The sequence below is a fragment of the Planococcus halocryophilus genome, assembly GCF_001687585.2.
Taxonomy (GTDB): Bacteria; Bacillota; Bacilli; order Bacillales_A; family Planococcaceae; genus Planococcus; species Planococcus halocryophilus.
In genome coordinates this window covers 1818622-1839614 of record NZ_CP016537.2, presented here as the reverse complement: position 1 = coordinate 1839614, position 20993 = coordinate 1818622, and the positions used below count along the sequence as shown (strand labels likewise).

Sequence of the window (20993 nt, the reverse complement as noted above, 5' to 3'; positions counted from 1 at the left end):
TGAGGATATGATGAGAAAATGGCGTTTGGCCTTTTTTGCTCTGTTGGCGTTGAATGCATTGGCATTGGTAGGAGCGGTGCTTTATGTAACGACTCCGCCAAAAGACTATACATCGTATCAGGCCTTAGAAAATGGACCTGCAGCCGGTAACACAGTCGTAGTCAATACTACTAAAGCAGATTTTGAAGGGATTGCTAATACTTATATTCAAAAAGCGATGAAAGATCAACCGATTCCTTTGGCTTTGTCGGTGGCGGATGATGTCAGCATCTCAACAGAACTAACTGTATTTTCGGTGACCTTGCCAATCTTGATGAAATTTGAACCTCTTGTTCAAGAAGATGGTAATTTGTTACTAGAACAAAAGTCTGTAGAAGTCGGCATGCTGGATATTCCGCCTGAATCTGCGTTAAAGTTACTTAGAGATTCAGTTGACCTTCCGGATTTTATGGAAGTGATGCCTAAAGATGAAGAAGTGGTATTAAAGCTTACGGAAATACCTTTAGATGATGGGATTTCTGTTCGAGCGTCATCGTTTAACTTAAAAGATGATGATATCCGATTATTGGTAACAATCGAACCATAGGGAACGGAGTGAGTAGATGAAGACAGAAAAAGCGACATTTGCAGGTGGCTGTTTTTGGTGCATGGTCAAACCTTTTGATTCATTAGATGGCATTGAAGAAGTTGTGAGTGGATACACAGGCGGTGAGTTGAAAAATCCGAGCTATGAACAAGTTTGCTCCAATGCTACGGGACATGTTGAAGCGGTCCAAATCACATTTCAACCCGATATTTTTCCATATGAAAAATTGTTAGACGTTTTCTGGACACAAATTGATCCGACAGATGCGGGAGGTCAATTTTTTGACCGTGGGGAATCGTATCAGACGGCTATTTATTATCATTCCGAGGAACAACGACTCAAAGCAGAAAAGTCTAAACAAGACCTAGACAATTCGGGTAGATTCGAGAAAGCTGTTGTGACACCAATATTAGAAGCAAAACCATTTTATTTGGCAGAAACATACCATCAAGATTACTATAAGAAAAACCCTGGCCATTACAACCGTTATTCGGTTGGATCGGGACGGACTGCATTTATAGAAAAGAATTGGGGTGGACAATTATGAAAGACGAATTGAAATCAAAGTTAACACCGATGCAATATCATGTGACGCAAGAAAGTGGTACTGAGCCTCCATTTCAAGGAGAATATGACCAACATTTTGAAGACGGAATTTATGTAGATATTGTTTCAGGAAAACCTTTGTTTAGTTCAAAAGATAAATTTGATGCTCATTGTGGTTGGCCAAGTTTTGCAAAACCAATCGAAGAAACTGAAGTAAAAGAAAATTTTGATACAAGTCATGGGATGCGAAGAACAGAAGTCCGTTCAGCAACGGCGGATTCTCACTTAGGGCATTTATTCCCTGATGGGCCATCATCTTTAGGTGGACTTCGCTATTGTATTAATTCTGCGGCTCTTCGTTTTGTACCTAAAGAGCAGTTAGATGCAGAAGGCTTATCCGAGTACAAGAAATTATTTGAATAATGGCTTATCCGGACATGTTGTCCGGTTTTTTTTGCCCGAAATTCGAAAGGAGTTCGACCATGGAACGTTCATTTTACCAATTTGCATTGAAATACCGTGGCAAACTCGAGGCTGATGACTTTTCGCATTTTTCGGATTCGATGTTTTTGGATCATTCATTTCCGAAATCTGAAACTGATTTTGAACGACTTTCTAAATACATTGAAGAAAAAGCACATCCGGTCATGAGAGCAAGCGTATTCGATGAAATGTGGAGAGAATACGCAGACGAATAAAGCTGGTCGTTGCACAAGCTGTAAAAAAACAGTATGATTAAATCTACAATATAAAAGTGAGGTTTTTTAAATGAGTGTTCACATTAATGCGAAAAAAGGCGATATTGCCGAAACAATTTTACTACCAGGAGATCCGCTTCGTGCTAAATACATAGCGGAAACTTTTTTGGAAGATGTGACTTTGTACAACGAAGTCCGCAACATGTTCGGTTATACCGGAACATATAAAGGGAAGCGTATCTCTGTTCAAGGAACTGGAATGGGCGTACCGTCAATTGCAATTTACGTAACAGAATTGATGCAAGAATATGATGTAAAAAAATTAATCCGCGTAGGTACTTGTGGTTCAATCCATAAAGACGTAAAAGTGCGTGATGTAATTTTGGCACAAAGTTCTTCAACTAATTCAAAAATGAATGAAGTCATTTTCAATGGCATTGATTATGCACCAACTGCAGATTTCGATTTGTTGTTAAAAGCTTATAATGCTGGCATTGAAAAAGGATTGAACTTGCGTGTAGGAAACGTCTTTACTGAAGATATTTTCTATAATGAATTTGCAGAACATGAAAAATGGGCTCAGTACGGAGTACTTGCTCTTGAAATGGAATCTGCAGCACTTTACACTTTAGCTGCTAAATTTGGTTGCCAAGCACTATCTATTTTAACAGTGAGCGATCACTTATTAACAGGTGAAGTCACTACAGCTGAAGAACGTCAAACAACGTTCAACGACATGATTGTTGTTGCATTAGACGCAGCAATTCAAGACTAGTAAAAAGTATTGACATTTAACACTGAAAATTATTCTAAAATCTTTAGTGTTAAATGTCGGCTTTAAAAAAGACTGTTTCGACAGTCTTTTTCTTTTCATGTTCTTAAGTTTTAAGTACGATTATGAAAGTGGTGAAATAGATGGATGACAAACGTCCGGAAGAACAGCAAGAACCTACTCCTCCGGTAGAAGAATCACCGTCACATACTATTAAGATGAAAACATTCTCGTTTATTATGCTAGTGTTTCTTTTAATAATAGCAACGGCTGGATTAACTGTTTTCGCTTTAACATTTGGTGACGAAAAAGCTGTGGAAGTAAATTCTCCGGAGCGACGTGAATTCGAAAAACTTTATACAGCATATGATCAAATACAGGACCAATACTATAAAGACGTCGATCGAAATGTCTTAGTTAATGGTGCCATTAACGGCATGGTCGATTCGTTAGAAGATCCTTATTCAGATTACTTGGATGAAGAAGAAGCTTCACAATTTTTAGAGGGGATTTCGTCTAGCTTCCAAGGAATTGGCGCAGAAGTGCAAGAGCGCGGGGGCTTTATAACCGTGGTTTCTCCTATCAAGAATTCACCAGCAGAAAAAGCGGGCATCCTGCCGAACGACCAAATTATCGCGGTTGATGGAGATAGCATACAAGGTTTCACAACAACGGAAGCTGTTATGCTAATCCGTGGTGAAAAGGGAACTGAAGTCACGTTAACGGTCAAACGTGGTGAGAATGCAGACCCTATAGACATTAAGATTATTCGTGATGAAATTCCAATCGAGACCGTTTATGCGGAAATGATTGGGGACAATATAGCGCATATTCAAGTGACTAGTTTTTCTGAAAATACGTATCAAGAATTGCTAGACGCCATTAAAGAAATGGAAGACGAAGGAATGGAAGCGCTCGTTATGGACGTGCGTGGAAACCCAGGCGGCTTGCTAAATGTGGCACTTGATATTTCCGACTTATTTATTGAAGAAGGAAAACCATTGTTTGAAGTTCAAGCAAAAGGCGAAGAACCTGAAGTTTATACGTCTTCCTCTGGAACTAAAATTAAAGTTCCAGTTACATTATTAATTGATGGAGGAAGTGCCTCAGCTTCTGAGATTTTAGCTGGAGCGATGAACGAATCGGCTGATATTCAATTAGTTGGAGAAAAGACTTTTGGTAAAGGTACTGTCCAAACAGCTAATGATCTTCAAGATGGTTCTAACTTGAAGTTTACAACAGCTAAATGGTTAACGCCGGATGGTAACTGGATTCATGAAAAAGGAATCGAGCCAGATGTAGAAGTTGGTTATCCTGCTTATGCTTCTCTACCAGTTTTAGATACTTCCATCGAATTAAAAGATGGGACGATTTCTGACCAAGTGAAAACTGCTGAGCAAATGCTCGAAGCACTTGGCTATGAGGTTGGAGAAGTAGATGGCGTATTTGAAGAGCAAATGACAGAGGCAGTTAAAGCTTTCCAGGAAGAAAAAGAACTGGAAGCAACAGGTGTCTTGACTGGAGACAGTACATTTGCCATCATGGATGCATTGCGTGAGAAAATCAAAAATGATGATCCGCAATTGCAAGAAGCTAAAAAACTTTCAATGGAAGAAGCAGGAATTACAGCTTCTGAACCAGAAGAAGTTGAAGAAACTGAAGAGTGATCCTAAAGGTCCGCTTATGCGGGCCTTTTCTTAATCTGTGATTGAAAGGGTGAGTTGATGAAAGATGTATATTTGTTCAGTGGATTTTTAGGGAGCGGTAAAACGACGCTTTTAAAAAATATGATAAGTCAGATGAAAGATAAAGGGTTGAAACCAGCAGTTTTCATGAATGAGCTTGGCAAAATGAATATGGATTCTGATTCAGTCGAAGATGGAGTGCCACTGAAAGAAATTCTAGACGGCTGTATTTGTTGTACGGGTTCTGAAAAATCAGAAGCACAAATTCAAACGCTTTTGGCAGAAGAAGATTTTGATGTGCTGCTTATTGAAACAACAGGTGCTGCACATCCTGTAGAAGCTTTAGATGCAATTTTCTCTCCCTTATTTGCTGAGAAATTAAACTTCAAAGGCATCGTAACTGTAGCAGATAGTAAAAGATGGATGGATCGCAATAACCTGTCTCCGCAAATTCGTTCGTTGTTTTTAGAACAAATTCGTCACGCTGACTTGATACTAGCCAACAAAATGGATTTACTATCAGACAGTGAGCAAGGAACAGTGATTTATGAAATTCAATCGTTGAATCCGACGGCCCAAATTATCCAAACAGTTCATGCTAAAATCCCGTTTTCAGCAGTTGATAATTTGGCTACTTCTCCGAAAAAAAATATCAAACAAGCTCCTGTTTCAAAGCTGAATTTAAACGCTAAAGTATTGCAGTTTGATGCGCCTGTTCAACGGGAAAAGTTTGAAGAGTGGCTACGCACATTACCGGATTCGGTTTACCGGATTAAAGGATATGTGCCACTTGAAGGCGATAAGTACCCACATGCCTTTCAATTTGCCTATGGAATGGCACAATGGCTACCGGAATACATGAAAATGCAAAACCAAATCGTTGTCATAGGAGAAGGGTTAGAAGGGGTCGAGCTTCCATGATAGAATCGTACCAAAAACTTTGGCCGCAGAGATCAGCGGCAGAACAAATTCGTACACAAGATGAGCTCGAGAAATATGTGCTTATCGAGTTGAATGATGAGTTGACGCATCCGCGTGTTCGCAAATCGAAACAACAAAAATTAGAGATTGCATTAATGCGCATATCAGAATCGGATTTGTCTGAGTCAGAAAAAACAAGTTTGGCTTCCTTGTATAAAAAATTAGCGTCGCAATAAAAATTAAAAGCAGGAAGCGAAAATCAATGATTTTCGCTTCCTGCTTTTTTATAATCATGTAGTTGTATGTCTAGCAATTTTTTTCTGGATACTTAATAAGCGAATAGACAAGGTGATAGCACCCGCCGTTAAACCGATAATCAAGCCAATCCAATATCCAAATGCGCCAAAATCTGTGTAGTTGGCCAGCAAGTAACCACAAGGTAATCCGATGATCCAATAAGAAATGACTGCCATAACAAACGTGATGTTGACATCTTTATAGCCTCGAAGTGCTCCTTGTACGGGCGCTTGAATGGCATCCGATAGTTGGAACAAAGCTGCAAATAGTAAAAATTGGACCGCAAGTTCCACTACTACGGGGTCGGATGTATACAAAGCAGCAATTTCAACACGCATAAAGTAGAGAATACAAGCAGATACAAAACTAAACGAAACTGCAGTAACGACACTCAACCAACTATATTGTCTCGCATCACGGAAACGTTTAGCGCCCACTTCGTAACCAACAAGGATGGTAGCACCCATCGATATACTAAGTGGCAGCATATACAAGAGTGAAGTAAAGTTTAATGCGATTTGGTGAGCCGCAATGGTATAAGTTCCATAGGCAGCTAACATAAATGTCACTGCTGAGAATATACTTGTTTCCACAAAAATCGAAATGCCGATAGGGACACCAATCCGACTAATTTCAATCCATCGGCTTAATGACAGCTTAGGCCATTTGCGGAAGATGCCATAAACAGAGAAAGGATTTCTTGTATGAATGATCCATGCAGCAATCGCTAAAATTAACCAATAGGTGATTGCAGAAGCAAGCCCTGCACCGACACCACCAAGTTCAGGGAATCCAAATTTCCCGAAAATTAATAAATAGTTGAAAAGAATATTGATTGGCGTTGATAAAAGAGAGATGACCATAGTGACACGAGTGGCACCAAGTGCATCAATGTAAGAACGTAATGTAGTGTATATAAATAATGGGATTAATCCAATGCTCATTGCTTGAATATAACGACTGGCAACATCGGCAACGGCTGGTTCAAGATTCATGAGTGTTAGCAAAGAATCAATTCCGAAGTAGAAAAAAGCAAAAACAATTGTGGCAAGCAAAAGGGACAAATAAATTCCTTGTTGGACAGCTTGTTTTACTTGTTCTTTTTTCTTAGCCCCCATCAATTGTGCTACAATTGGGGTAATGGACATGAGAATACCAGCTAGACCTATGTAGACGGGAACCCAAAAAGAGGACCCAATCGATACGCCAGCTAAATCTTCTGTTCCGTAACGGGAAGTCATGTAAATGTCAAAAAATGTAACCAAATACATAGCTACTTGTGTAACTAGAATTGGAAAAACAATTTTCACTAATAATAATATTTTTTCTTTTTTAGTGTGCGTTTCGTTCATATGTTCTTTCCTCCCAAAATCTACGTATGTTGAATTTTTAATCGCTAATTTATCAAGTATTTACTAAGATGATAAGTAGAGCCAAATATTTCTCTTATGCAGTAAAATGAATTCAAATAAATTTAACACATAAATTTCAGTATAGCATAGTTAGTCTTTCTCTTAAGAGAAAACTAGCTTTGTCAAATTATATAGATGAGAGTAGGACGAGTGATGAACAACAAAACAATTTTATTGACCGGGGGCGGAACAGCAGGGCATGTCTCTCTAAATCAGGCATTAATACCGGAGTTAAAGAACTTAGGTTTTCATGTTGAATATATCGGTTCTAAAGAGGGCATTGAAAATGAACTTATTCGAGAATCGTTTCCGTCGGTTCCGTATCACGCCATATCTAGTGGGAAACTAAGACGTTATTTCTCTACAAAAAACTTCTCAGATCCTTTTCGGGTAGGTGCAGGGTTGATGCAAGCGTTGAAAATCATTGGCAAAACAAAGCCTGCAGCCATTTTTTCAAAAGGTGGATTTGTGTCTGTTCCCGTTGTAATGGCAGGTCGAATGAGATCAATTCCGGTCATTATTCATGAATCTGATGTTACACCTGGACTAGCAAACAAAATCGCATTACCTTTTGCTGATCATATTTTCACGGTTTTTAAAGAAACATTAGCTCACGTACCTAGTGATAAGTCCACGTGTACAGGATCGGTTATTCGTAATGAGCTTATGGAAGGCACGGCAGAAAAAGGACGAGAAATATGCTCATTTGCGAATGAATTGCCTGTTTTAATGGTTATGGGTGGTAGTCAAGGATCTGCAATGATCAATTCAGCAATTCATAATAATGTAGAGGAATTGCTTAAACAATTTAATATAATCCATTTATGCGGCAAAGGAAATCGTCTGTCAGAATTGGATGCTCATAAAAATTACCGACAGTTTGAGTATGTTACTCATGAATTACCGCATTTATTGCACATGACTGATTTTGTTGTATCGCGTGCGGGTTCAAATTCCATATTTGAATTTTTGGCATTGAAAAAGCCAATGTTACTTGTGCCGTTATCGATTCAAAAAAGCCGCGGAGATCAAATACTTAATGCCAATTTATTTGAAAAGCAAGGATTCGCGCATGTTGTCGAAGAGGAAGAACTCTCTGCAGAACGATTTATGAAAGAACTTGTACTATTACAATCGGGCAAAGATCAGTTAATCGAAGCAATGACACAAGCTGAAGCACCAATTACAGCTGCTGAAATGGCTAAGTTGGTATCAAGTTATACAAAATAATTTATATTAATTTATAAGAGGTGACCGGAATGGAAATGACATTGATAAAAGTCCATGGCTCTATGAATACTTTCTTTATGTTTGAAGGGGAAGAACGCAACGATTATGCACAATTAGCAATCCAGCTTTCAGCTATAGATAAAGATGTTGACGGCATATTGGTGATTTTGGCTTCAACTGTCGCACATGCGAAAATGCGTGTTTTCAATAATGATGGCTCAGAAGCTTCAATGTGTGGCAATGGCCTTCGTTGTGTTGCTCGCTATGTTTGCGAACGTGACAATGTTCAAGAAGCGATAATCGAAACGATGAAAGCATCTTTGCGTGTCAAAAAAGAAGAAACCTTAAACGAAGGAATTGAGACTTACGCTGTGGAAATTTCTCCGGTTTCATTTTCTCTTAGCAGTTTGCCAATGAATTATTTAGACCATACAGAATGGATTCAAAAACCATTGCCATTTGTCTCAGAAGAGATTCCATTTTCAGCGGTCTCCGTTCCGAACCCGCATTTGATTGGAATCGTTCCTAAAGAGTTGCAGAAAGACACAAGCCACCAGCAAAAATGGGCACAGCAGTTTAATGGCGATAACGAGTATTTCCCTGATGGAGTCAATGTCAGTTATGTGACGCCGGTAGAGCAAGGGATATTTGTTCGTACATACGAACGAGGTGTAGGCTTCACAAATGCCTGTGGTACTGCTATGACTGCCTCAGCTCTCATTAGCTGTATGTCAGGATTGGTGCCTTTTGGGGAAGTATCCGTTTTTAATCCAGGTGGACTCGTGAAATGTTCAGTTTCTAAAGATGGTGATATTATCCAACTTCAACTTACTGGGAACGCAACCTATCTTTCTATTTCGAAATTCGAATGGTCTAGCGACTTGGAAAATAGCCAAATGTTATTGACTACTGAATTACAAGAACAACAACGTTATGAAAAATTTATTGAGGAAGTTACACTTTTCTCAAGTCAATATGTGTAATGGAAAGCGGTGAATTAGATGTTAATGCCTTTTACAGTGGAGCAACTTGATCTACTTTATAAAAACGCTAAAGATCCGGTTTATTTCATGAGGCAAAATGGGGACACATTTGACTATATGTATGTTAATTCTGTGTGCTTTACGCTTTTTAATAAAGAATTGGTCGGTACTAATTTAGATGAAAGTATGCCACCGTCCCTATCGATGGAGATAAAAAAACAGTATTTGATTGCATTAAAAATAGGTAAAAAACACACGTATCGTGATTATAGTTTGTTCAGCGATTTAGAAACTGCGATGGAAACCGAGCTGACACCTATGGAGTTTGGTGATCAGCGATTTGTTCTTGCCGTTACAAAAAATGTAACAGCTCAGAAGAAAATAGAAGAAGATTATTTGTTTTTTGAATCTTTAGTTCAAAATTCAGTAGATCCAATGATTATGATTTCGGCAGAATTTATGATCCTGGATTTAAATCCAGCTTATGAAATCACATTTGGAGTGTACAAAGGCCAATGGATTGGTCGCTACTATCATGAGTTGCCTGATAAACAAAAGGAATTATTTGGAGCTGGGAAAAACTTATTGCAAAAATTCTCAGCACAATCTAAAAGCACCTCGATGATTATGAAGCGTATGAAACAAGACGGTACTGAAGCAAAGTTTTCGGTCAGTTATTCGCCTGTGAAAGAAAACGGAATGATTCGAGCGTTTCACATAGTCTTTCGTGAACTAACCAGTGAGTTGCTGTTAAAGAATGAGCTGAAAAAGACCGAAAATATTCTGGAGAGCTACAAAGAAGCGCTTAATTACGCAGCACTTGTCGCAATTTGGAATGTCTCTGGTACGATAGAGTTTGTAAATGACAATTTAAATGAATTAACCGGCTATAAACCGTCAGAAATGATTGGGTTGAATATTAATGAAATAGGAGAAGCAGTTATTTCTCCAAAATTATACAATGAAATTCGAGAAGTGACTTTACAAGGTGCAATATGGCGTGGTCAAATTAAAAGCATGAAACGCAATGGTGAATTTTTCTGGGTAGACGTTACGATTATCCCGCTGTTAGATGTGGACGGAGAAATTTATCAATTTTTATCTATCCTCTTCGATGTAACAGAGAGAAAGCAATTAGAAGAAAAGCTTCATTTTATGGCATATCACGATAGTTTAACAAATTTACCTAATCGACGTTTCATGATTCAACAATTTCAACAAATTAAAGAGCAAGCAGATGAAAGAAACGAATTTATTGTTTTGCTGTATTTAGATGGCGATGACTTTAAATTGGTCAACGATCAATTTGGCCATGATATTGGAGATGAGTTTATTTTTCATTTTGGCAATGCGATTAAACGGAGCTTACGTAAAAATGATTTAGTTGCCCGAGTCGGTGGCGATGAGTTTTTAGTGGCATTACGTGGCGTTGTACCGGAAAATAGTGAACAACACATTGAAAGCGTTATTAATCGTATAAATGAGTCGCTTGATGAAGGATGGACAATCGATGGACATCGTTTCGCTCCGACATCATCTGTAGGGATTGCTATCTATCCTGAACACGGAAATGATTTTGATGAATTAGTTAAAAAAGCGGATGCGGCACTTTATTTGGCTAAAGGCAAAGGTAAAGGAACTGCCTATATGTATTCAGTTTAGTGAAAAAACTACCTGAAAACCGCTAAATTAGAAAGATAAACTGGTTAAATGTACTTTATTAGATGTTATGTGAATCTTTTCACGAAAATGCTTTGATTTTCGCCATGGAAGTAGTAAGATTGATAGGGAATTTTAAACTTTTATTGCCTAAACGTCTTCTGCTTTATGTCTAATCGGAAGCGTGATAAAATGGGCAAGACATATAACAAATAAAGTGACTGCCGTCAAACAAATAGTTGGAGGTTTTTTTAATGTCTAGCAATTATCCAGATGCAAAATCCCCGTGGAGCTCCATTACTGGTCCGAACTTGGGATACGTAATGGAAATGTATGACCTGTATCAAGAATCACCTGAATTACTTGACCCAGAATACGTTGAACTTTTTAAGCAATACGGACCACCTACTGAAGTTCCTAAAGAGCAAAAAACTTCAGGTGCAACAATTGTAGAACCAAATAATTTCGAAAAAGTGTTGGCTGCTGTTCATTTGGCTGAAGCAATTCGTGCGCATGGTCATTTAGCTTCTGATATCTATCCGCTAAAAGACCAGCCAAAAGATACTTCACGCATGGAACCTTCAACTTATGGTTTAAGTGAACAAGATTTGAAAGAAGTGCCTGCTTCATTTATTTTGAATAATGCACCGCACAATGTAAGCAACGGCTTAGAAGCTATTAATTACTTGAAATCACTTTATACAGACAAAATTGCTTTTGAATTTTCTCATGTAATTCAGCCACAAGAACGTAGCTGGTTACAAGAAAAAATCGAAGCAGGAATAGCAAAACCATCACTTGACGCTGATAAGAAAAAACAAGTTCTAGATTTATTGACGCGTGTAGAAGGTTTTGAGAAATTTGTACACCGTACTTTTGTTGGTCAAAAACGCTTTTCAATCGAAGGTGTTGACTCATTAGTTGTATTAATGGACGAACTAGTTCGTATGTCCGAGTCAGCAGGAACGAAAGACATTATGATCGGGATGGCGCATCGCGGTCGTTTAAATGTGCTTACACATATTTTAAACAAACCTTATGAAATGATGTTTGCTGGATTTGCCCACATAGGTGATGAAGCATTTCTTCCTAAAGACGGTTCACTTCAAATCACTAAAGGGTGGTTTGGCGATGTGAAGTACCATATGGGTGCAGCTTATAAATCTGCAACTGGTACAAACGTTAAGTTAGCTTATAACCCTTCACATTTGGAAATTGTTAGTCCAATCGTAGCAGGACAAACTCGAGCTGCACAGGAACTTACTGAGCAAACAGGTATCGCTAAAATTGATCCGAAAAAATCGTATGCCATTTTAATACATGGTGATGCAGCATTCCCAGGACAAGGGATTGTTACAGAAACATTAAACTTTAGTCGTGTCAAAGCTTATCAAACTGGTGGGTCTATCCATATTATCGCGAACAACTTGATTGGCTTTACAACAGAACAATTTGATTCTAGATCTACTCATTATTCTTCGGATCCGGCAAAAGGATTCGAAGTGCCCGTTATCCATGTGAACGCTGATGAGCCTGAAGCAGTAGTTGCAGTTGCACGTCTGGCTTTCGAATACCGCGAAAAATTTGGCAAAGATATATTGATCGATTTGATCGGATATCGCCGTTACGGACACAATGAAATGGATGAACCTTTAGTTACAAACCCGTCTATGTACCAAGGTATTCATCAGCATGATACAGTTCGTAAACTTTACGGAAAACAATTAGCAGCTGAAAACATTTTATCTGAAGATGATGTTCAAAAGCTTGATGCAGATGTTCAAAAAGAAATGCAAGCAGCTTATGACCGCGTTAAAGAAAATAAATCAGAAGATTTCCCGAAACTTGAAATCCCTGAAGCTGTTTTAAATGGGTATCCTGAAGTTCCAACAGGAATTTCTAAAGATATTTTAACAAAAATGAACGAAGAGCTATTGTCTTGGCCGAGTGATTTTTCTGCTTTCGGCAAATTAGCTAAAATTTTAAAACGTCGTGAAGAACCTTTTAAAGGGAAAGGGAAAATTGATTGGGCGCATGCTGAAACGCTTGCTTTCGGTTCGATTTTACAAGATGGCAACCCAATTCGTTTAACTGGACAAGATGCACAACGTGGCACATTTGCACACCGTCATCTCGTTTTGCATGATGAAAAAAATGGCAGCGAGCTTGTGCCTTTGCATCATATTTCAGATGCTAGAGCATCATTTGTTGTTTACAATAGCCCACTTAGTGAAGCATCAGTACTAGGCTTTGAATATGGTTACAATGTAGAAAATGATAAAGCACTAGTTATTTGGGAAGCACAGTATGGCGATTTTGCTAACATGGCACAAATGATATTTGACCAGTTTATCTCTGCTGGACGTGCGAAGTGGGGGCAAAAATCAGGTTTAGTTATGCTTCTGCCTCACGGCTATGAAGGTCAAGGGCCAGAGCATTCGAGTGCACGTTTGGAAAGACATCTACAAATGGCTGCTGAAAACAACTGGACAGTTGCTAACCTATCTAGTGCAGCAAACTATTTCCACATTTTGCGCCGTCAGGCAAAAATGCTTGGAGAAGAGTCGATTCGCCCATTAATTATTGTGTCACCTAAATCATTGTTGCGTCATCCATTAGTGGGTGCATCAGTAGATGATCTATCAGAAGGACATTTCCAAACAATTATTGAACAGCCGAACATGGGCGGAAATGTGAAAAAAGTAAAACGTATATTATTTGCAAGTGGTAAAATGGCAATTGACTTAGCAGAACGAGTAAAAGATGGTACAGGCTACGAGTGGGCACATATTGTTCGCGTAGAGCAACTGTATCCATTCCCAGCTGAGAAGATTAAAGCAATTGTTGACCGTTATCCTAATGCTAAAGAATTGGCTTGGGTACAAGAAGAGCCGATGAACATGGGGTCATGGACATTTGCACATCCGTACTTGCGTGAATTAGGAGACGGTAAAGAAGTGAAATACTTCGGACGTATCCAACGTCAAAGCCCTGCAGAAGGCGATGGAGAAGCGCATAAAATAGAACAAACACGTATAATTGACGAAGCATTAGCTAAATTGTAAGGATAACTTAAGGAGGAATTTTTTGTGGCAGAGATTAAAGTACCAGAATTAGCAGAATCGATTACAGAAGGAACAATCGCTCAGTGGCTTAAACAGCCGGGCGAAACAGTAGAAAAGGGAGAATTCATCGTTGAACTGGAAACAGATAAAGTAAACGTTGAAGTTATTTCTGAAGAAGCTGGAGTTGTTCAAGAACATTTAGCACAAGAAGGCGATACGGTTGAAGTTGGACAAGTAATCGCTATTGTAGGCGAAGGTTCTGGCGAAACTGCTGCACCAAAAACAGAAGAAGCTCCACAAAAAGCAGAAGAGCCGGCTAAAACAGAAGCTCCTGCTGCTCAAGAACCTGTAGCTGAAGATAAAGCTGCTGAAGAGCAATCTTCATCTGACCGTACAATTGCTAGTCCTGCAGCGCGCAAATTAGCTCGTGAAAAAGGAATTGACCTTGCAGCGATTACACCAGTAGATCCTATGGGACGTGTACGCGTTCAAGACGTAGAGGCTCACGGTTCAAAACCTGCAGCAAGTACACCTGCTGCTAAAGCTGAAGCACCAAAAGCTGCTGCACCTTCTTCTGATGAAGAAAATGGTCGCGTTGTTCGTGAAAAAATGACAAGACGTCGTCAAACAATTGCTAAACGTCTTCTTGAAGTAAAACAATCAACTGCAATGTTAACTACATTTAACGAAATTGATATGACAAACGTTATGGCATTACGTAGCCGTAAAAAAGATCAATTCCTTAAAAATAACGATGTGAAACTTGGCTTTATGTCATTCTTCACTAAAGCAGTTACAGCTGCATTGAAAAAATACCCATACGTTAACGCTGAATTAGATGGTACAGATGTATTGCTAAAACAGTTTTATGATGTAGGGATTGCCGTTTCAACTGAAGAAGGACTTGTTGTACCAATCGTTCGCGATACAGACAAAAAGAACTTCGCAGAAATCGAATCGACAATTGGCGAACTTGCTACTAAAGCTCGCGACAAAAAACTTTCAATGGCAGATATGACGGGTGGTTCGTTTACAATCACGAACGGTGGCGTATTTGGATCATTGATGTCTACACCAATTTTAAATGGTACACAGGTTGGTATTCTTGGAATGCACACAATCCAAAAACGCCCTGTTGCTATTGGTGACGAAGTTCAAATTCGCCCAATGATGTACGTTGCACTTTCTTATGATCACCGCGTAATTGACGGAAGCGATTCTGTTGGTTTCTTGAAAATGGTCAAAGATATGATTGAAAACCCAGAAGATTTATTGCTTGAATCTTAATAATTATGGAAAAAGATAGTCCTGCGTTGTTGCAGGACTATCTTTTTTTTGTCATGATATAGGAAAGAACACCTAAGGCGGTAGAAATCCATGGATATTTCGTTTCTTCTAGAATTGGTGCAAAAATACGGGTATTTTAGTATGTTCGTGTTTAATTGGTTGCTGTTGTTTGGTTTGCCGATTCCGAATGAAGTGGCAGCGGCATTTTCAGGCGTTTTAACAGAAATTAGTCACTTTAATCCGTTTTATGCTTTTTTATCCGCTTATGCTGGTTTGATCACGAGCAATACGTTCGCTTATTTTATTGGTCGAAGTTTAGGGCACCGCTTGTTAAATCGCTTGAACAAAACTACGTTGAAACAAGTAATAAGTCGATTTAATAACTTTTTGGAGAAACACGGAGAATGGGCGATTGCTTTTAGTTTTTTCCTGCCCGGAATTCGTTGGGCAATGCCTTACGTTTTGGGAGCCAATCGATATCCAATTATGCGTTATATGCTATTTGCTTATACAGCAGGGTTTGTTTGGATGTTTATTTATTTCAATGTAGGCAGAACGTTTCCATATGCCTATGAAACCATTCTCGAACATATACAAGCATTTTTGATTTTATTATCAATTTTGATTGTATGTATTTTAGTGCTGCGATATATTTACACTATAAAGTTTCCAAAAAATGATGATTAGTCATATGGATGAGAATCGGATAAGAAAAGAGACTGTTTGAATTTAGCTGGATTTTTCCTTATACTAAAAGATAGACAGATAGAAAAGGGTGATGACGATGATTCACAATGAATGGTTGGATAAAGAAACAATCAGAACAGTGACATGCAAACATACAGATGCAGCTAAATTTTTGGTTTCAAATGTTCTAACTGCAGGTAAAGAATACGAAGTGAAAAATGAAACCGAGGAATTTATTTTTGTAGTAGATAATACAGGGAAAATCGGCGGCTTCTACAAAACTTATTTCGAATAGACCAACATTAATAAAGTTAAAAAGCCGATGGAAACATCGGCTTTTTCTATGGAAAAGAGGGACGTTACATGTCATTTATAAATGAAGATATAAAAAAACGACAAAAACAGTCACATGAAGAATATGATAAACTTATTGGCCAAACGGGTTATATTGCCCCAGATGACTATTTATGGCAAGATATTTTGTCAGCGATTGTATTACGTAAACCCGTATTATTAAAAGGACCAACAGGTGCGGGTAAAACCAAACTTGCAGAAAGCATTTCAGCTCTATTTAAGCAGCCAATGCAAAGCATAAATTGTTCAGTTGACTTGGATGCAGAAGCATTACTAGGCTTTAAAACACTGGTGCAACGAGACGGACAAAGTGTCATCGAATTTGTAGAAGGTCCAGTTGTTACTGCGATGAAAAAAGGTCATTTTCTGTATATCGATGAAATCAATATGGCTAAAGCAGAAACATTACCCATTCTACATAGCGCATTGGACCATCGCCGGATGATGACTAATCCGTTTACGGGTGAAGTAATAGAAGCTCATCCAGATTTCGGTGTGATTTCAGCGATAAATGAAGGTTATATTGGCACAGCGCCGATGAACGAAGCATTAAAAAACCGTTTTATCGCTTATCCAATTCCATATTTAACAGGACAACAACTAGCTGAATTGTGGGATCGTGAATTTCCAGATGCAGAGAAGAGATTAAAAACGTTTATGTTAAATTTGGCAGAAGATTTGATGAAGCAAGTGGAGAATGGCTTATTATCCGAAGAAGCCGCTTCGATTCGGAGCTTGCTTGATGCGACGGCTTTGGCTCAATATATGGATCCGTTGCGTGCCGTACGGTATGCGATTGCTGAGAAACTAGATGATGAAAGCGAACGAGAGTTGTTCATGGATTTGGCGAATACTTGGAAAAAGTAGGTGGAAGTAATGGCATCAGTTAACCGCTTTATTCAATTTAATAATGAAACCATTGATACGAAGTTGCTTCATCAAATGGAGTTGCTTGCTGCCGCTTTAGCAGATGCACCGTATTTAAAAGTGACAACACGTAAATTAATCGAGTTGCGTCCATCTGAATTAGCGATATCAATGAGCGTATTTTGGCGACACCGGACGAAACGAATAGAGCGTAATGGCTATTTGTCCGATATTTATTTAATGGCGGCAGGCTTTTGGCGTGAATTTGACTTAACTGCATGGCGCGATTTTAAAAAAAGCAAAACGACGTTGCCAAGTCTTCGAGAACAATTATTATTGTGTGCTGAGGAATTTAGGCTTTCAGAAAAAATTAAAGCGGCACGGCCTGGAACAGTTTCTGCTTTTCAAACCCGTGAAGTGGTTTATACGGAATATCATGAAGATCAGTCAAAGCAAAATCTTAAAAAAGGCTTTAAAAGCGATCTTTTCATCAATGCAGCTTATTTGCGTTTACGCGGAGTAGAAGTAGATGTGGGAGAGCTGACGGGTGCATTGTCTTTAATTTGGACAGAGTTGTTTGACGCAAAATCTACAATGGATTCTGTGAAAATCGTAAACCGGATAATGGACCGCGCAGAGTTTGAACTCGAATCAGATGCACTTCATACGTACTATACGTTCGGGGAATCACTGGAGAAAATTCCTCCGTTTCATTACCATGAAGGTATTGAAGCAGATGAAGCCGAAGAACCTGAAGAAATTGAAACGATTGAAGAATGGTTCGGAGCGTGGCACCGAGAAACTGAAATAAGCGAGGCACCTGCGATGGAATTTGAGTTAGAAAGCGGAGATTCGCAGATTGCAGATGGTGGTAGGGAAGAAGCAGGCGCAAGTGAAGTGGAACAAACGGCAAAAGGCGATTCAAGCGGCGATCATTTAGAAGATAGCGATAAAGACGATCACCAAATGAAAAGCGAACCGAAAAAAGCAGAAGGGAAATTCGGTTCAGCAAATGATCAAGTGGTGTATCACGAATCGAGACTAAAAGCAGCAGGGGACCACCGTTTGGATATCGAAAACTGGCGTAGAAAACAAGCGCCGCATGTCCGTGCATTGTTAAAAGAATTAAAAAAACGAATGACTCAAAGACAAGAAGGCATTCGTACTAATTTGAATGCAGGGAGACTGTCGAAAAAATTGGTGCCGCTAGCGATTGAAGAACGACCAAAGCCATTTTACCGGAAAACAGCTCCATCTAAAGAACTCGATGCTGTTTTTTGTTTATTGATTGATGGGTCAGCGTCAATGCTTGATAAACTAGAGGAAACAAAACAAGCAGTTCTTTTATTTCACGATGTCTTGCGCGGGTTGAATGTGCCTCATGAAATTGTGTTGTTTTACGAAGATGCGTACGAATCGAGTGACACCGAACAACCGAATTATTTTGAGTGGATGCATAAATTTGAAGATCGCAAAAAAGACCATGCTCAGACAATTGCGTCACTCGATGCACATGAAGATAATCGAGACGGCTTTGCTATTCGTTGGATGAACAACCGACTAAAGCGAAGAGCTGAAAAACACCGCTTTTTACTGGTTTTTTCTGATGGCGAACCATCTGCATATAATTATGCGGAAAATGGTGTAGTAGACACTGCAAACGCCGTTTCAGAAGCTAAAAAGATAGGAATTGAAGTTCTGCATTTATTTTTAAGCAGTGACTCGATTTCAGAAGATCAAGCAGCTTTCTATCGCATGATGTATGGCAATAAATCCGTCAGTGCCGATTCGTTAGAACAATTTGTGGAGCAAACCATGCGGTTATTGAAAAGAAGTTTGCATTTGGTTATTCAGACGGGGTAAGGAGAGGTGCTCTCAGTGCAGAGTACCCTTTTTTAGTTTATACGCGGATTCATTTCCCATTTAATTGGATATGCTATCCGGATTGGCGCGAATACTGTCTGATTTAGCCGGAATACTGTCGGAATTGAGTCCAATACTGTCCGAATCGACTAAAATACTATCCAATCAACCAAATCGGAAAATAACCCTCCGGAAGCAAAGAGCTTCCGGAGGGTTATTTTAGTTATTATTCTTTTCATGGCCATCATGGATTGCCAGCAAACGCTGTTTTAAATCTTCTTCCATACGACCGATTTCAAGTTCAGCCGCTTTACGATTTCTACGACCTTCTGCTTGAATTTGTAAAGTTTCTTCAATCGTTTCTAATAAGTTTTCTTGTGTTTTCTTCAATGTATCAATTTCAACAATGCCGCGTTCGTTTTCACGTGCTGTTTCAATTGAATTCATTTTTAGCATTTCTGAGTTTTTCAGAAGCAAGTCATTGGTTGTTGCGGTAACTTGCTTTTGTGCTTCTACAGCTTTTAGTTGCTTATTCAACGTTAACGCAATCGCTATTTGATTTTTCCATAACGGAATGGATGTCATAATAGACGACTGAATTTTTTCTGCTAAGGTTTGATTGGTTTGTTGGATCATCCGAATTTGCGGTGCGCTTTGAATCGTAATTTGACGTGATAATTGCAAATCGTACAATCGCTTTTCTAATCGATCAACATATTGCACCATGTCATTCACTTCTTGATAAACCATTTGATCTTGTGAAGTTTCTGCTTTTTTGCGAAGAGCAGGAATCGTTTCACTCATAATTTCATCGCGCTTTAGTTCAGCAGCCGCGATGTAAACATTTAATGCTTGGAAATACGTTTTGTTTTGGTCGTAAAGTTGCTCGAGCATTTGAATATCGTCCAGCAATCCGCGTTTAGAGTGATCAAGTTGAATGCTAATACGATCTACTTGGCTGCTGAGTTTTTGGTATTTTGTCATCATTTCTTGAACCGAGTACTTAGCTTTTGAAAATAGTTTGCGAATCCCGGCACGTTTACCTTGTGTCAACTCTTCAGGATTCAATTCTTCTAGCTTTTTCATCAAGTCATGGAGTACATCACCAACAGGGCCAATATCTTTTCGCTGAACATGATCGAGCATTTTATGTGAAAACTGGCTCAATTGGTTTTGAGCGTTTGCACCGTAAGTAAGAATAGCTTCGTTATTGCCTACGGGAATTTGTTTGGCAAGCTCCCGTGCTTTTGCTTGTTCTTCTTTCGTTAAGCGGTCCATTAACGAAACAGGTCGTTCATCTTTTTGTTCAGCTACTGACTGTTGTTGTTTTTCCATCTGCATGCCAAATGGAGACTCCAATAAATCATCTAATTCACTTCGATTTGATGGTTTCTCTGTCATCTTCCACGTCTCCCTCGTGTTCAGGTTCTGGTTGAACGAGTAATTTCTGGTCATTGTGTTGATTTACTGCCAATTGTGCGTAATCTAATTCCATGCGCAATCGTTCAATATCACTGGACAATACACGCTTTAAATCTTGCTCCATCACTTTGTTAAGGGATAACAGCATTTCTCGAGTATCTTGCAGTGTAATACGCATTTCTGTATCTTTAACTGGTTGCCCAACTAATAATGTGTACTTTTCGGTTAACTCAATCGCTGAATCCAAATGAGAATAAAAGAACGGTTCAGCTAAATAGAATTTTCTCGGATTTTGTTGGACCACCATAATGATTTTATTTGCGATTTTTGTCATGTCCATTAATTGTTTAAAAGAAGAAATGGAGCGGACTTTATAATAATTTCCTTGAAGCTGTTTAATTTTTTCTTTGCCTTCTTTTATTTGCATGCGTACATTTTTGTATTCACTGCGGGTCATGCCAAAATTTTTAGAGTCTGAAGAAAGTTGAACTTGTTTCAGAGTACTGTTGCTAGCTATGTACGTACCAGCAGCTACAGCGCCAGAAGCAATTAAACCAATTTCAGCACCTAAATAAAGTACAGGAAACATTACCGCCATAATGGGTAAGCTGACGGTTTGCCTTTTGATAAAATTTTCTATCGGCTTTAGGGGCTTCATG

20 protein-coding genes are annotated in these 20993 nt (G+C 38.9%); 17 read left to right on the top strand and 3 right to left on the bottom strand.

The genetic code is table 11. The annotated features are described in order from the left end of the window. Positions 1 to 7 precede the first annotated feature (7 nt). From BBI08_RS09225 to BBI08_RS09190, 8 genes are all read left to right on the top strand, one after another. Positions 8 to 586, top strand: a complete 579-nt coding sequence (locus BBI08_RS09225; RefSeq protein ID WP_008497525.1) for a YpmS family protein — start codon at positions 8 to 10, stop codon at positions 584 to 586. Between the two features lie 16 nt (positions 587 to 602). Beyond that, the gene (gene msrA / locus BBI08_RS09220; protein WP_008497524.1) at positions 603 to 1133 is read left to right on the top strand and encodes a peptide-methionine (S)-S-oxide reductase MsrA; all 531 of its coding nucleotides are present in this window, start codon (positions 603 to 605) and stop codon (positions 1131 to 1133) included. Continuing rightward, positions 1130 to 1555 (top strand): peptide-methionine (R)-S-oxide reductase MsrB, encoded by a 426-nt coding sequence (msrB, locus tag BBI08_RS09215; protein WP_008497523.1) that lies wholly within the window; start codon positions 1130 to 1132, stop codon positions 1553 to 1555. Before msrA ends, msrB begins: the two co-directional genes overlap by 4 nt. 59 nt (positions 1556 to 1614) lie before the next feature. Then, positions 1615 to 1830 carry a YozE family protein gene (locus BBI08_RS09210; RefSeq protein ID WP_008497522.1) on the top strand — a complete coding sequence of 72 codons (216 nt, stop codon included), beginning with the start codon at positions 1615 to 1617 and terminating at the stop codon, positions 1828 to 1830. Between the two features lie 70 nt (positions 1831 to 1900). Further along, positions 1901 to 2605 (top strand): purine-nucleoside phosphorylase, encoded by a 705-nt coding sequence (gene deoD, locus BBI08_RS09205; protein ID WP_065528012.1) that lies wholly within the window; start codon positions 1901 to 1903, stop codon positions 2603 to 2605. Positions 2606 to 2745: 140 nt separating this feature from the next. Then, a complete protein-coding gene (locus BBI08_RS09200) occupies positions 2746 to 4269 on the top strand; it encodes a lmo1851 family serine protease (RefSeq protein ID WP_008497521.1) in 1524 nt (507 codons plus the stop codon). Between the two features lie 57 nt (positions 4270 to 4326). Then, a complete protein-coding gene (locus BBI08_RS09195; RefSeq protein ID WP_008497520.1) occupies positions 4327 to 5208 on the top strand; it encodes a CobW family GTP-binding protein in 882 nt (293 codons plus the stop codon). Next, positions 5205 to 5444 (top strand): hypothetical protein, encoded by a 240-nt coding sequence (locus BBI08_RS09190; protein WP_008497519.1) that lies wholly within the window; start codon positions 5205 to 5207, stop codon positions 5442 to 5444. Before BBI08_RS09195 ends, BBI08_RS09190 begins: the two co-directional genes overlap by 4 nt. Positions 5445 to 5498: 54 nt before the next feature. On the opposite strand, the gene BBI08_RS09185 is transcribed toward BBI08_RS09190, so the two are convergent. Continuing rightward, on the bottom strand, positions 5499 to 6857 hold the full coding sequence (locus BBI08_RS09185; protein WP_008497517.1) for an MATE family efflux transporter: 1359 nt from the start codon (positions 6855 to 6857) through the stop codon (positions 5499 to 5501). A 213-nt stretch (positions 6858 to 7070) separates the two neighbouring features. Here BBI08_RS09185 and BBI08_RS09180 point away from each other — a divergent pair, with 213 nt between their 5' ends. From BBI08_RS09180 to BBI08_RS09140, 9 genes are all read left to right on the top strand, one after another. Next, complete coding sequence (locus BBI08_RS09180; RefSeq protein ID WP_008497515.1) at positions 7071 to 8147, top strand: undecaprenyldiphospho-muramoylpentapeptide beta-N-acetylglucosaminyltransferase; 1077 nt, start codon at positions 7071 to 7073, stop codon at positions 8145 to 8147. Positions 8148 to 8176: 29 nt separating this feature from the next. Then, complete coding sequence (gene dapF / locus BBI08_RS09175; RefSeq protein WP_008497514.1) at positions 8177 to 9130, top strand: diaminopimelate epimerase; 954 nt, start codon at positions 8177 to 8179, stop codon at positions 9128 to 9130. A gap of 18 nt (positions 9131 to 9148) precedes the next feature. After that, positions 9149 to 10792, top strand: a complete 1644-nt coding sequence (locus tag BBI08_RS09170; protein ID WP_065528011.1) for a diguanylate cyclase domain-containing protein — start codon at positions 9149 to 9151, stop codon at positions 10790 to 10792. A gap of 251 nt (positions 10793 to 11043) precedes the next feature. Continuing rightward, positions 11044 to 13854 (top strand): 2-oxoglutarate dehydrogenase E1 component, encoded by a 2811-nt coding sequence (locus BBI08_RS09165; RefSeq protein WP_065528010.1) that lies wholly within the window; start codon positions 11044 to 11046, stop codon positions 13852 to 13854. A 24-nt stretch (positions 13855 to 13878) separates the two neighbouring features. Continuing rightward, the gene (gene odhB / locus BBI08_RS09160) at positions 13879 to 15141 is read left to right on the top strand and encodes a 2-oxoglutarate dehydrogenase complex dihydrolipoyllysine-residue succinyltransferase (RefSeq protein ID WP_008497511.1); all 1263 of its coding nucleotides are present in this window, start codon (positions 13879 to 13881) and stop codon (positions 15139 to 15141) included. A 90-nt stretch (positions 15142 to 15231) separates the two neighbouring features. Then, positions 15232 to 15828, top strand: coding sequence for a DedA family protein (locus BBI08_RS09155; protein ID WP_065528009.1), 597 nt, complete (start codon positions 15232 to 15234; stop codon positions 15826 to 15828). 97 nt (positions 15829 to 15925) lie between these two features. Then, positions 15926 to 16123: a DUF6501 family protein gene (locus BBI08_RS09150; protein ID WP_008497508.1), complete on the top strand. Its 198-nt coding sequence runs from the start codon at positions 15926 to 15928 to the stop codon at positions 16121 to 16123. 68 nt (positions 16124 to 16191) lie between these two features. Beyond that, positions 16192 to 17049 (top strand): AAA family ATPase, encoded by an 858-nt coding sequence (locus BBI08_RS09145; protein ID WP_065528008.1) that lies wholly within the window; start codon positions 16192 to 16194, stop codon positions 17047 to 17049. A 9-nt stretch (positions 17050 to 17058) separates the two neighbouring features. After that, a complete protein-coding gene (locus BBI08_RS09140) occupies positions 17059 to 18912 on the top strand; it encodes a vWA domain-containing protein (protein ID WP_065528007.1) in 1854 nt (617 codons plus the stop codon). A gap of 219 nt (positions 18913 to 19131) precedes the next feature. Here the strand turns inward: BBI08_RS09140 and BBI08_RS09135 are convergent, their stop codons facing one another. Further along, a complete protein-coding gene (locus tag BBI08_RS09135; RefSeq protein ID WP_008497507.1) occupies positions 19132 to 20313 on the bottom strand; it encodes a toxic anion resistance protein in 1182 nt (393 codons plus the stop codon). Further along, positions 20285 to 20992 (bottom strand): 5-bromo-4-chloroindolyl phosphate hydrolysis family protein, encoded by a 708-nt coding sequence (locus BBI08_RS09130; protein ID WP_008497506.1) that lies wholly within the window; start codon positions 20990 to 20992, stop codon positions 20285 to 20287. Before BBI08_RS09130 ends, BBI08_RS09135 begins: the two co-directional genes overlap by 29 nt. Between the last annotated feature and the right edge of the window lies 1 nt (position 20993).

What these genes read in the sequence shown, in the direction of transcription:
- BBI08_RS09150 (WP_008497508.1), top strand. Translation starts at nt 15,926, where the DNA reads ATGATTCACAATGAATGGTTGGATAAAGAAACAATCAGAACAGTGACA.
- BBI08_RS09200 (WP_008497521.1), top strand. Translation starts at nt 2,746, where the DNA reads ATGGATGACAAACGTCCGGAAGAACAGCAAGAACCTACTCCTCCGGTA.
- BBI08_RS09145 (WP_065528008.1), top strand. Translation starts at nt 16,192, where the DNA reads ATGTCATTTATAAATGAAGATATAAAAAAACGACAAAAACAGTCACAT.
- BBI08_RS09195 (WP_008497520.1), top strand. Translation starts at nt 4,327, where the DNA reads ATGAAAGATGTATATTTGTTCAGTGGATTTTTAGGGAGCGGTAAAACG.
- BBI08_RS09130 (WP_008497506.1), bottom strand. Translation starts at nt 20,992, where the DNA reads ATGAAGCCCCTAAAGCCGATAGAAAATTTTATCAAAAGGCAAACCGTC.
- BBI08_RS09135 (WP_008497507.1), bottom strand. Translation starts at nt 20,313, where the DNA reads ATGACAGAGAAACCATCAAATCGAAGTGAATTAGATGATTTATTGGAG.
- msrA (WP_008497524.1), top strand. Translation starts at nt 603, where the DNA reads ATGAAGACAGAAAAAGCGACATTTGCAGGTGGCTGTTTTTGGTGCATG.
- BBI08_RS09190 (WP_008497519.1), top strand. Translation starts at nt 5,205, where the DNA reads ATGATAGAATCGTACCAAAAACTTTGGCCGCAGAGATCAGCGGCAGAA.
- BBI08_RS09140 (WP_065528007.1), top strand. Translation starts at nt 17,059, where the DNA reads ATGGCATCAGTTAACCGCTTTATTCAATTTAATAATGAAACCATTGAT.
- msrB (WP_008497523.1), top strand. Translation starts at nt 1,130, where the DNA reads ATGAAAGACGAATTGAAATCAAAGTTAACACCGATGCAATATCATGTG.
- BBI08_RS09165 (WP_065528010.1), top strand. Translation starts at nt 11,044, where the DNA reads ATGTCTAGCAATTATCCAGATGCAAAATCCCCGTGGAGCTCCATTACT.
- dapF (WP_008497514.1), top strand. Translation starts at nt 8,177, where the DNA reads ATGGAAATGACATTGATAAAAGTCCATGGCTCTATGAATACTTTCTTT.
- BBI08_RS09225 (WP_008497525.1), top strand. Translation starts at nt 8, where the DNA reads ATGATGAGAAAATGGCGTTTGGCCTTTTTTGCTCTGTTGGCGTTGAAT.
- BBI08_RS09210 (WP_008497522.1), top strand. Translation starts at nt 1,615, where the DNA reads ATGGAACGTTCATTTTACCAATTTGCATTGAAATACCGTGGCAAACTC.
- BBI08_RS09180 (WP_008497515.1), top strand. Translation starts at nt 7,071, where the DNA reads ATGAACAACAAAACAATTTTATTGACCGGGGGCGGAACAGCAGGGCAT.
- BBI08_RS09185 (WP_008497517.1), bottom strand. Translation starts at nt 6,857, where the DNA reads ATGAACGAAACGCACACTAAAAAAGAAAAAATATTATTATTAGTGAAA.
- deoD (WP_065528012.1), top strand. Translation starts at nt 1,901, where the DNA reads ATGAGTGTTCACATTAATGCGAAAAAAGGCGATATTGCCGAAACAATT.
- BBI08_RS09170 (WP_065528011.1), top strand. Translation starts at nt 9,149, where the DNA reads ATGTTAATGCCTTTTACAGTGGAGCAACTTGATCTACTTTATAAAAAC.
- BBI08_RS09155 (WP_065528009.1), top strand. Translation starts at nt 15,232, where the DNA reads ATGGATATTTCGTTTCTTCTAGAATTGGTGCAAAAATACGGGTATTTT.